The sequence below is a fragment of the Shewanella atlantica genome, assembly GCF_003966265.1.
Taxonomy (GTDB): Bacteria; Pseudomonadota; Gammaproteobacteria; order Enterobacterales; family Shewanellaceae; genus Shewanella; species Shewanella atlantica.
Genome location: NZ_RXNV01000034.1, coordinates 1 through 2,546, shown reverse-complemented (window position 1 = coordinate 2,546; position 2,546 = coordinate 1). Strand labels below are relative to the sequence as shown.

Below are 2,546 nucleotides of genomic sequence, written 5' to 3'. Positions count from 1 at the left end.
ACCTGGGATTTCATAATGTTTTAATTCTTTATGAAAAGAATGGTGGTCGATACTGGGCTCGAACCAGTGACCCCCTCCTTGTAAGGGAGGTGCTCTCCCAGCTGAGCTAATCGACCTGGGACTTACATACACAACTAACTGATAAACTTATACTATAAGTATATGGTGGTCGATACTGGGCTCGAACCAGTGACCCCCTCCTTGTAAGGGAGGTGCTCTCCCAGCTGAGCTAATCGACCTCGCTGTGTGGGGCCGTATTATAGGGAGGAACGATTTACTGTCAACGCTTTTTTGGATTAAAACAAGAGTACGGTGTAATTTTACACGGATTGATGCATTGTCACTCAACACCTTGTTGGTTTGGCGTATTTTTGTCCGGCAACAAGAAAGGGTAGGGTAATAATTCAACAATTGCTATCTGCAATGTGCGTATCAATACATTTATCACGTTCTAATAGAGTATGACAATTTCCCAAATCCTATTTGGCTGTTAGAATATGCGCCACATTCATTGGTACAGTCTATTATTTAGACTTTCTATATAGGTTAGTGTCCCATTATGACAACTAAGACGCGTTTTGCTCCAAGTCCTACAGGTTTTTTGCATGTCGGTGGCGCTCGTACAGCGCTTTATTCATGGTTATATGCTCGTGCAAATAAAGGTGAGTTCGTTTTACGAGTAGAAGATACTGATATTGAGCGTTCGACTCCTGAAGCATGCGAAGCCATTCTAGAAGGAATGCAGTGGTTAGGTCTGAATTGGGATGAAGGACCTTATTACCAAACCAAGCGTTTTGATCGCTATAACGAAATAATTGCTCAGATGTTAGAGCAGGGTACTGCATATAAGTGTTATTGCTCACGTGAGCGCATAGAAACTATGCGTGATGAACAGGCAGCTAAGGGCGAACAACAGAAGTATGATGGCTGTTGTCGAGATAAAGCGCCGCGTGATACAGATGAGCCTTTTGTTATTCGCTTCAAAAACCCGACAGAGGGTAGCGTATTCTTTGATGATCACGTTCGTGGTCGTATCGAAATTTCTAATGACCTTCTGGATGATTTGATTATTGCACGTACTGAAGGTACGCCGACTTATAACTTCTGTGTCGTTGTTGATGACTGGGATATGGGGATCACTTGTGTAGTTCGCGGTGAAGACCATATTAATAATACACCTCGCCAAATCAACATACTGAAAGCCTTGGGTGCTCCAATACCTGAATATGCTCACGTTGCGATGATCTTAGGTGATGACGGGGCTAAGCTTTCTAAGCGTCACGGCGCAGTCGGTGTTATGCAGTATCGTGATGATGGCTATCTGCCAGAAGCTCTACTTAACTATCTGGTTCGTCTAGGCTGGTCTCATGGTGATCAAGAGGTGTTCTCTATTGATGAGATGAAGCAGCTATTTAAACTTGATGATATCAATAAAGCGGCTTCAGCATTCAATACCGAAAAACTGATCTGGTTGAATCAGCACTATATAAAGGAACTGGAACCTGAGTATGTTGCTAAGCATTTAGAATGGCACATGGCTGATCAGAACATTGATACAAGTAATGGTCCTGCTTTATCTGCAGTCGTTACAGCTTTATCTGAGCGAGCTAAAACGTTAAAAGACCTGGCGGCTTCCAGTCGTTACTTCTATGAAGACTTTACTGACTTCGATGAGACCGCTGCGAAAAAGCATCTTCGTGGTGTGGCAATGGAGCCCCTTAAGCTTATTCAGCAGAAAGTCGCTGCTTTAAATGAATGGACTTTAGAGAACATTCATCAAGCTATTGAAGATACGGCTGCTGAATTAGAAGTGGGTATGGGTAAAGTCGGTATGCCTTTACGTGTAGCTGTTACCGGTGCCGGAATGTCACCTGCTGTTGATTTAACCTTATTCTTGGTTGGAAAGGCTCGTTGTGAACAAAGAATCTCCAAAGCGATTGAATTTGTAGCGAATAGAATAAATTCCTAAAAAACGAGTTGACACTTTTGGGTGCGCTGCATAGAATGCGCCACGCAGTTGAGACACAGTGAAGCAAATGCTTAGCAATGTACTCAAAGGTGATTTGGTTTGAAAGGGGCCTTAGCTCAGCTGGGAGAGCGCAACACTGGCAGTGTTGAGGTCAGCGGTTCGATCCCGCTAGGCTCCACCAAACTAAATGCAACTCTTTATTAAGCAGAGTATAAATAATTAATGCCTACCCCAGTGTCTAGTGGGACTTAGTAGGTCAGGTCGAAATCTTTAGCCTTTGGATTTTGTCTTATAGATAGCTCTTTATTTGTAGAGTTTAAAGAATGAATGTCCGGGTCCCCATCGTCTAGAGGCCTAGGACACCGCCCTTTCACGGCGGTAACAGGGGTTCGAATCCCCTTGGGGATACCACTATTTAAAATAAGCAGACTTCGGTTTGGTTATTTAAGCGTTAAGCCTTAGCCTACAGGGTTTAACGAGTATTCACTCTTTGCAGAGTCTAATGCAGTCCGGGTCCCCATCGTCTAGAGGCCTAGGACACCGCCCTTTCACGGCGGTAACAGGGGTTCGAATCCCC

1 protein-coding gene and 4 tRNA genes are annotated in these 2,546 nt (G+C 44.0%); 3 read left to right on the top strand and 2 right to left on the bottom strand.

Going from position 1 to position 2,546, the window contains the following annotated elements; genetic code table 11:
- Positions 1-40: 40 nt before the first annotated feature.
- Both EKG39_RS23185 and EKG39_RS23180 read right to left on the bottom strand, forming a co-directional pair.
- Positions 41-116: transfer RNA gene (locus EKG39_RS23185), tRNA-Val, on the bottom strand.
- 47 nt (positions 117-163) lie between these two features.
- Positions 164-239: transfer RNA gene (locus tag EKG39_RS23180), tRNA-Val, on the bottom strand.
- Positions 240-559: 320 nt separating this feature from the next.
- Here EKG39_RS23180 and gltX point away from each other — a divergent pair.
- From gltX to EKG39_RS23165, 3 genes are all read left to right on the top strand, one after another.
- The gene (gene gltX, locus EKG39_RS23175) at positions 560-1,969 is read left to right on the top strand and encodes a glutamate--tRNA ligase (RefSeq protein WP_126508318.1); all 1,410 of its coding nucleotides are present in this window, start codon (positions 560-562) and stop codon (positions 1,967-1,969) included.
- Between the two features lie 105 nt (positions 1,970-2,074).
- Positions 2,075-2,150, top strand: a tRNA-Ala gene (locus EKG39_RS23170).
- Between the two features lie 154 nt (positions 2,151-2,304).
- Positions 2,305-2,380 (top strand) — tRNA-Glu (locus EKG39_RS23165).
- The last annotated feature ends 166 nt before the right edge of the window (positions 2,381-2,546 follow it).